The organism is Persicitalea sp., assembly GCF_041751555.1.
Taxonomy (GTDB): Bacteria; Bacteroidota; Bacteroidia; order Cytophagales; family Spirosomataceae; genus Persicitalea.
Window position 1 is genome coordinate 1 of the sequence record NZ_JBGSXF010000392.1, and the last position, 6,459, is coordinate 6,459.

Here is a 6,459-nt window from a genome sequence, read left to right on the forward strand (position 1 = left end):
GGACAATTGTTTTGCCACGTCCGCGTTGCAAAATCCCGCCGAGTTCGGAGCGCATTTGGTAGTGCATTCAGCCACGAAGTTCATGGACGGGCAAGGCCGGGTGCTGGGAGGCATAGTTGTTGGCACCAAAGAGCACATCAAGCCATTAAAGTTTTTCTGCCGACAGACGGGACCGTCAATGTCGCCCTTTAACGCTTGGGTACTTTCTAAAAGCCTGGAAACGCTCGACTTGCGCATGGAGAAGCACTGTGCCAACGCCCTGCAATTAGCTGAAGCGCTGAATCGACTACCCGAAATTAAGCAAGTGAACTACCCGTTTCTGTCGTCGCATCCGCAGCACGAACTGGCGAAACAGCAAATGAGCGCAGGCGGAGCCATTATAACTATAGATTTGGAAGGCGGCTTCGAGCGGGTGAGTGCCTTCGTGAACGCGTTGCAGATTCCGTCGCTCTCGGCTAACCTAGGTGATACACGGACTATCGTGACGAATCCTTATACGACGACGCACTCTAAATTGAAACCGGAGGAGAAGGCGAACCTCGGAATCACAGAAGGATTGATTCGCATTTCGGTGGGACTGGAAGCCGTGGAGGATTTGATCGAGGACTTTACGCAGGCGGCTCGGGTGAGTGCTGAAATTTTGGTAAGCCAATAAACGAGATGACATGACAGTATTAGAAACGCATACAACCGACTCCCTCCTCGAACTCGTCACTGCCAAATCAGAGGTAGAGTCCTTACGACTCCTCACCGAGCTATTCCCCGGCCAAGTGGCATTTTCCAGCAGTTTGGGTTACGAGGATCAGGTGATTACGGACTTAATTTTGAAAAACGACCTACCCATCAGGATTTTTACGCTGGACACGGGACGGTTGTTTGAGGAAACCTACAAGACCTTACAGCGCACCAACCGCCGCTACGAAACTAAATTAGAGGTAGTTTTCCCGCGGCACGAAGCGGTAGAAAATTTATTAAACGAAAAAGGCCCGTACAGCTTTTACGATTCGGTAGAAAACCGCAAGGAGTGCTGCTTTATTCGTAAAGTTGAGCCGCTGAATCGGGCGTTGGAAGGTGTCAAGATTTGGGTGACGGGTATCCGCGCCGAGCAGTCGGGCAATCGGCAGGAAATGCACCAAATCGAACGAGACGACGCCCACGATTTATTCAAATTTCACCCGCTATTGTCGTGGAGTTTCGGGAAAGTACAGGAGTACGTGAAAGTAAACGATGTCCCATACAATTTACTGCACGACAAAGGTTTCGTCAGCATCGGCTGCGCGCCCTGTACCCGTGCCATTCAACCCGGTGAGGATTTCCGCGCGGGCCGCTGGTGGTGGGAGGATGAAAGTAAGAAAGAATGTGGCCTTCATGCCAAGTAACTTTACGGCTTAGAATAAAAGTCAACTAAAATTATGTCAAAAATTCAACTCGACTATCTCGAACAGTTAGAGGCGGAAGCAATCTATATTATGCGGGAAGTTGCCGGGCAATTTGAGCGGCCCGCTTTGCTTTTTTCAGGAGGGAAAGATTCAATCACCTTGGTGCGGTTAGCCCAAAAAGCTTTCGCTCCGGCCAAGATTCCCTTTACGCTGGTACACGTCGATACAGGCCACAACTTCGAGGAAGCGATCAGGTACCGCGACGAACTGGTAGAGAAAATCGGCGCAAAGCTGGTAGTGCGTTACGTGGAAGACACTATCAAGGCCAAAGGCTTGCAGGAGCCGACGGGTAAGAACGCCAGCCGCAACTGGCTGCAGACTTTTACGCTGCTGGACACCATCGAAGAGTTCGAGTTCGACGCCTGCATCGGCGGGGCGCGGCGCGATGAGGAAAAGGCCCGCGCCAAGGAGCGTATTTTTTCGTTCCGCGACGAGTTTGGTCAATGGGATCCCAAGCGGCAACGGCCCGAACTTTGGAATTTGTTCAACGGTCGCATCCACAAAGGCGAGAACGTTCGCGTGTTTCCTATTTCTAACTGGACGGAACTGGACGTCTGGTCGTATATTCGGCGCGAGAACATCACGCTGCCGAGCATTTACTTTGCCCACGACCGCGAGTGTATCCTGCGCGACGGACGACTACTCAACAATACACCCGTCATTCAGCCCGACGAAAACGACCAAATCGTCACCCGCCGCGTCCGCTTCCGCACCGTGGGCGACATGACCTGCACCGCCGCGGTAGAATCCGACGCTGCTACGCTGGATGAGGTCGTGGCTGAAATCACCATTTCCCGCATCAGCGAACGCGGCGAAACCCGCATCGACGACCAGCAAACGGAGGCGGCGATGGAGGATCGGAAGAAGGGAGGGTATTTTTAAATTAATTGAGAAGGGGCTGACTGACCGAGTTGAATTTACCAAGTCCACTCATCTTTTTCAAAATCGTTAGAGAAACCTTCCTGCAGTTCATTATCCGGCAAATCACCGTTAGAAATAGCCACCTTGAACTTTCTTTCCCAATCATGCCGAGGTTTATTTTGAACAGGTCTAACTAGGAAATCATTACCTGACATTTGAATTTTCACTTGATTTTCTAACCTCTGTTTTTTGATAAGTTTCGATTTCATAATTAGACTATTCAGATTCTGAATAACACAAAATTAACACATAGCAGAAGAATGAGCAATAATAAACATTCACTCATTCTATCATTCACTCATTCAAAATTAAGCTTTGGACCTTCTCCGATTTATTACCGCTGGTTCCGTTGACGACGGTAAAAGTACCCTCATCGGCCGCTTGCTGTTCGATACCAAAAACATCCTGGCCGACCAGATGGAAGCCATCGAAAAGGCCAGCAAAAGCCGCAACGACGGCGAGATAGATTTGGCATTGCTCACCGACGGACTGCGTTCCGAGCGGGAGCAAGGCATCACGATCGACGTGGCCTACAAGTACTTCCAGACGCCGAAGCGCAAATTTATCAGTATCGATGCGCCGGGGCATATTCAGTACACGCGTAATATGGTCACGGGGGCGTCCAATGCTGATTTGGCCATTATTTTGGTGGACGCGCGACAGGGCGTGGCCGAGCAGACGCGCCGGCATTCGCTGATTGCCTCGATGCTGGGTATTCCGCACGTAGTAGTGGCGGTCAACAAAATGGATCTGGTAGATTACTCGGAAGATCGCTTTCTGGAAATTGCCAAAACGTACGAGGAGTTGGCCAAAAAATTGAAGATCAAAGATTTGACGATCGTTCCGGTAAGTGCTTTGAATGGCGATAACGTCGCTGAAGCTTCTCCGAATATGCCTTGGTACGCGGGTGATACGATGCTGTCAGTTTTGGAAAATGTAAACGTGCTTAGTGACCAAAACCTGACCGATGGACGGTTTTCGGTGCAGTACGTAGTGCGGCCCCAGACTGAGGAGTATCACGACTATCGCGGCTACGCCGGGCGTATTCAGAGCGGTACTTTCCGCAAGGGTGACCGCATCACGGTTTATCCGTCGGAACTGACTTCAACGATCGAGAAAATCGAGATGGGAGGTAATGAAGTGGAAGAAGCCTTCGCTTCGCAATCGGTGACTCTGCTGCTGAGCAACGATATAGATATCAGTCGGGGCGATCTGCTGGTCACTTCCGATGACGGACAACCCATTCTGAGCCAAGATTTGGAAACGCTAATTTGCTGGATGGACGACCGCAAGGAGTTGAGGGTAGGCGGCAAATTTAACCTCCAGCACGGAACCAGCCGCACCCGTTGTTCCGTTCGGAGCATAGATTACCGCGTGGACATCAATACCTACGAGCAAATCGAGGACGTGGAGAGTCTGAAACTCAACGATGTGGCCCGCGTGGTACTGCGTACTGCCAATCCTATTGCCTATGACCCCTACCTTAAAAATCGCGCAAATGGGGCTGCCATCCTGACTGATGAAACCTCCAACGTCACGGTGGGAGCGTGTATGGTGGAGTAAAACAATCCAACCGAACCAAGAATCTAAAACTCATTTTTGATATTTACTATACTATTCCCATAGACTCATAGATTTTATGAATAACCTAACACTTACCGATAACGTATCCGCCGCCGCCAAGCGCGATATCTTTGAATTACAGAATAAAATTGGCGCGGTCACCAACGACGAAGGCGCCGAGGAAGCCTTCCGCAAGTACCGTCTCACGCGTGGCGTGTACGGGCAGCGGCAGCCCGGCGTGCAGATGATCCGCATCAAACTACCCTACGGCTACGTGACCGCCGACCAGTTGGTGCGCATCGCCGATTCTTCCGACAAGTTTGCCACGGGCAACCTGCACGCCACCACGCGGCAGGACATTCAGCTGCACTTTGTCAAGCTAGCCGATTCGCCGCAGTTATGGGCCGACCTGGAAGACGCCGACATCACGCTACGTGAGGCTTGCGGCAATACCGTCCGCAACGTGACGGCCTCCGCCACGGCGGGTATCGATCCCGACGAACCGTTCGATGTTTCACCTTACGCCCAGGCGATTTTTGAGTACTTTTTGCGCAACCCGATTTCACAAGAAATGGGTCGCAAATTCAAGATTTCCCTTTCCGCTTCGGAAAAAGACTCGGCACTCGGCTTCATGCACGATGTGGGTTTGATCGCCAAGATGGGCCAAAATGAGAATGGTGAAACTGTCAAAGGCTTCAAAGTACTCATCGGCGGCGGACTCGGAGCGCAGCCCTTTCCGGCCGAAACAGCTTACGAATTTTTGCCCGATGATCAGGCGATTCCGTTTATAGAGGCCATCATCCGCGTATTTGACCGCTATGGTGAGCGGACGCGGCGGCATAAGGCCCGAATGAAGTTCTTGCTCAATGACATCGGTCTGGAAAAGATGATGGAGTTGGTGCAGGAAGAACAGACGGCTTTGAAGAACAAGACGTTTGCCGTGGGGGATATCGCTTATCCCTGGAAAAATCTGGAAGCAAGAGAATCGCTCACTCAAGAGGAAATTTTGGCATTGGCTGAAACTCAGTTGGAAAGCTCAGACCAAGAAAAATTCAAGAAATGGCTTATAACCAACGTCTTTGAACAGAAACAAAAAGGATGGTTCGGTGTGTACCTGCGCGTGTTGCTGGGCGATATGCACTCGAACACCGCCCGCCAATTGGCTGAGGTCATGCGGCAGTACGCCGCCGACGACCTGCGCGTGACGATCAACCAGGGCTATCTCCTGAAATTTGTGAAAGCCGAAGACTTGCCCGCCCTTTTCCAGGCACTCAGCCAATTAGGCCTAGCCGATCCCGGTTTCGATAGTACCGCCGACATTACGACTTGCCCCGGCACGGACACTTGTAATCTGGCGATTTCGAGTAGTTACGGCATCACGCGGGTGCTGGAAGCGATGATGAAGGAAGAGTACCCTGACCTGATTTACAACAATGACATCAAGATAAAAATCAGCGGCTGCATGAATGGCTGCGGCCAGCACAGTGCGGCTAACATCGGCTTCCACGGAAGCTCGATTCGAAACGGTAAGCTGGTACTTCCTGCCCTGCAGGTGATTTTGGGCGGTGGCTTCACCGGAGCCAACAGCGAAGGACAGATGGGTGATAAGGTCATCAAACTACCTTCCAAGCGAGGTCCTGAGGCTATGCGGACGTTGCTGAACGACTACCAAAGCAACGCTTTTGAGGACGAGTACTTCAACCAGTACTACGGCCGACAGGGTAAAAAGTACTTCTACACCCTTCTCAAACCTATCGCCGACGTGTCCGACGCCAAAGACGACGAATACCGCGACTGGGATCACGATGAACTTTTCAAAACCGAAGTTGGCGTGGGAGAATGCGCGGGCGTGATGATCGACCTCGTGGGAACTACCCTCATCGAAGCCGATGAAAAGCTTTCGTTGGCTCACGAAATGCTGGGCGAAGGCGTGTGGGCCGATGGTATCTACCACGCCTATAACACTTTCATCACCGGAGCCAAGGCGCTGCTAATTGGCGAAGGCATTTCTACCAGTAGCCAACATAGTATGGTGAAAGAATTTGAAGAGAACTTTGGCAAGAATTTCTTTCCCGAAGCCGCCGAAGACAGTAAGCCGTTCTCACAGCTCGTTTTCAGCATCAACAAAAACGAACCGACGGAGGCTTTTGCGCGGGAGTTTATAGGTGAGGCAGAAGAGTTTTTGAAAAAAGTAAAAGCATACCGCACCGGACAACTCGTAGATAGCGCCGAACCCGCCCTGCAAGAATTAGTGTATGGCCAGGATAGTTAGTTTAGTTGACAGTTGACAGTACTTTTATCCAGAAAACACACTCTGAGAAACTCTGTGTCCACAAAATTACAGAAGAATGAAACTCACTTTAATAGGAGCCGGGCCCGGCGACCCAGATCTGATAACTTTGAAGGCTGTCAAGGCCCTGCAAAAGGCGAAAGTCGTCCTGTACGACGCCCTCACGCATCCCGATCTGCTGGATCATTGTCCCGAAAGCTGCGTGAAAGTGCACGTCGGCAAGCGGTTCGGCAAGCATAGTTGCAG

The 6,459-nt window shown here is 51.3% G+C and carries 7 protein-coding genes; 6 read left to right on the top strand and 1 reads right to left on the bottom strand.

All coding sequences use genetic code 11. From position 1 onward, the window contains the following. The 3 genes from ACEW8P_RS13835 to cysD form a co-directional block, all read left to right on the top strand. The coding region (locus ACEW8P_RS13835; protein ID WP_373513666.1) for a PLP-dependent aspartate aminotransferase family protein at positions 1–655 on the top strand (655 nt) is incomplete at its 5' end. A gap of 10 nt (positions 656–665) precedes the next feature. After that, complete coding sequence (locus ACEW8P_RS13840) at positions 666–1,379, top strand: phosphoadenylyl-sulfate reductase (RefSeq protein ID WP_373513667.1); 714 nt, start codon at positions 666–668, stop codon at positions 1,377–1,379. A gap of 33 nt (positions 1,380–1,412) precedes the next feature. Continuing rightward, a complete protein-coding gene (cysD, locus tag ACEW8P_RS13845) occupies positions 1,413–2,321 on the top strand; it encodes a sulfate adenylyltransferase subunit CysD (RefSeq protein ID WP_373513668.1) in 909 nt (302 codons plus the stop codon). Between the two features lie 35 nt (positions 2,322–2,356). Here cysD and ACEW8P_RS13850 read toward each other — a convergent pair whose 3' ends face one another. Beyond that, positions 2,357–2,569, bottom strand: coding sequence for a hypothetical protein (locus ACEW8P_RS13850; RefSeq protein WP_373513669.1), 213 nt, complete (start codon positions 2,567–2,569; stop codon positions 2,357–2,359). Positions 2,570–2,675: 106 nt separating this feature from the next. Here ACEW8P_RS13850 and ACEW8P_RS13855 point away from each other — a divergent pair, with 106 nt between their 5' ends. The 3 genes from ACEW8P_RS13855 to ACEW8P_RS13865 form a co-directional block, all read left to right on the top strand. After that, positions 2,676–3,923, top strand: coding sequence for a sulfate adenylyltransferase subunit 1 (locus ACEW8P_RS13855; protein WP_373513670.1), 1,248 nt, complete (start codon positions 2,676–2,678; stop codon positions 3,921–3,923). A gap of 76 nt (positions 3,924–3,999) precedes the next feature. Then, positions 4,000–6,195, top strand: coding sequence for a nitrite reductase (locus ACEW8P_RS13860; RefSeq protein WP_373513671.1), 2,196 nt, complete (start codon positions 4,000–4,002; stop codon positions 6,193–6,195). 76 nt (positions 6,196–6,271) lie between these two features. Further along, positions 6,272–6,459: SAM-dependent methyltransferase (locus ACEW8P_RS13865; protein WP_373513672.1), on the top strand; the 188-nt coding region annotated here is incomplete at its 3' end.

Excerpts from the sequence above, each read along its gene's own strand:
- cysD (WP_373513668.1), top strand. The coding sequence starts at position 1,413 with ATGTCAAAAATTCAACTCGACTATCTCGAACAGTTAGAGGCGGAAGCA.
- ACEW8P_RS13860 (WP_373513671.1), top strand. The coding sequence starts at position 4,000 with ATGAATAACCTAACACTTACCGATAACGTATCCGCCGCCGCCAAGCGC.
- ACEW8P_RS13850 (WP_373513669.1), bottom strand. The coding sequence starts at position 2,569 with ATGAAATCGAAACTTATCAAAAAACAGAGGTTAGAAAATCAAGTGAAA.
- ACEW8P_RS13840 (WP_373513667.1), top strand. The coding sequence starts at position 666 with ATGACAGTATTAGAAACGCATACAACCGACTCCCTCCTCGAACTCGTC.